This is a genomic window from Paenibacillus sp. 7541 (assembly GCF_002276395.1).
GTDB lineage: Bacteria > Bacillota > Bacilli > Paenibacillales > Paenibacillaceae > Paenibacillus_AQ > Paenibacillus_AQ campinasensis.
This window is the reverse complement of record NZ_NQLZ01000081.1, coordinates 1-387: the sequence shown is the minus strand read 5'-3', so window position 1 is coordinate 387 and position 387 is coordinate 1. Positions and strand designations below refer to the sequence as shown.

Annotated in this window: 1 rRNA gene; it reads left to right on the top strand. The window is 55.0% G+C overall.

The annotated features are described in order from the left end of the window. Positions 1-387 (top strand): 23S ribosomal RNA (locus CHH75_RS24495); the annotation flags it as partial.

Below are 387 nucleotides of genomic sequence, written 5' to 3'. Positions count from 1 at the left end.
GCTGATGTGTAGGCAAATCCGCACATCGTTAAGGCTGGGCTGGGATGGGGAGTGAAAATTACAGTAGCGAAGGTCATGATCTCACACTGCCAAGAAAAGCCTCTAGTCAGGTGAAGGTGCCCGTACCGCAAACCGACACAGGTAGGCGAGAAGAGAATTCTAAGGCGCGCGGAAGAACTCTCGTTAAGGAACTCGGCAAAATGACCCCGTAACTTCGGGAGAAGGGGTGCCTCGGTAGGGTGAATAGCCCGAGGGGGCCGCAGTGAAAAGGCCCAAGCGACTGTTTAGCAAAAACACAGGTCTGTGCGAAGCCGTAAGGCGAAGTATACGGGCTGACGCCTGCACGGTGCTGGAAGGTTAAGGGGAGCGGTTAGGAGCAATCCGAAG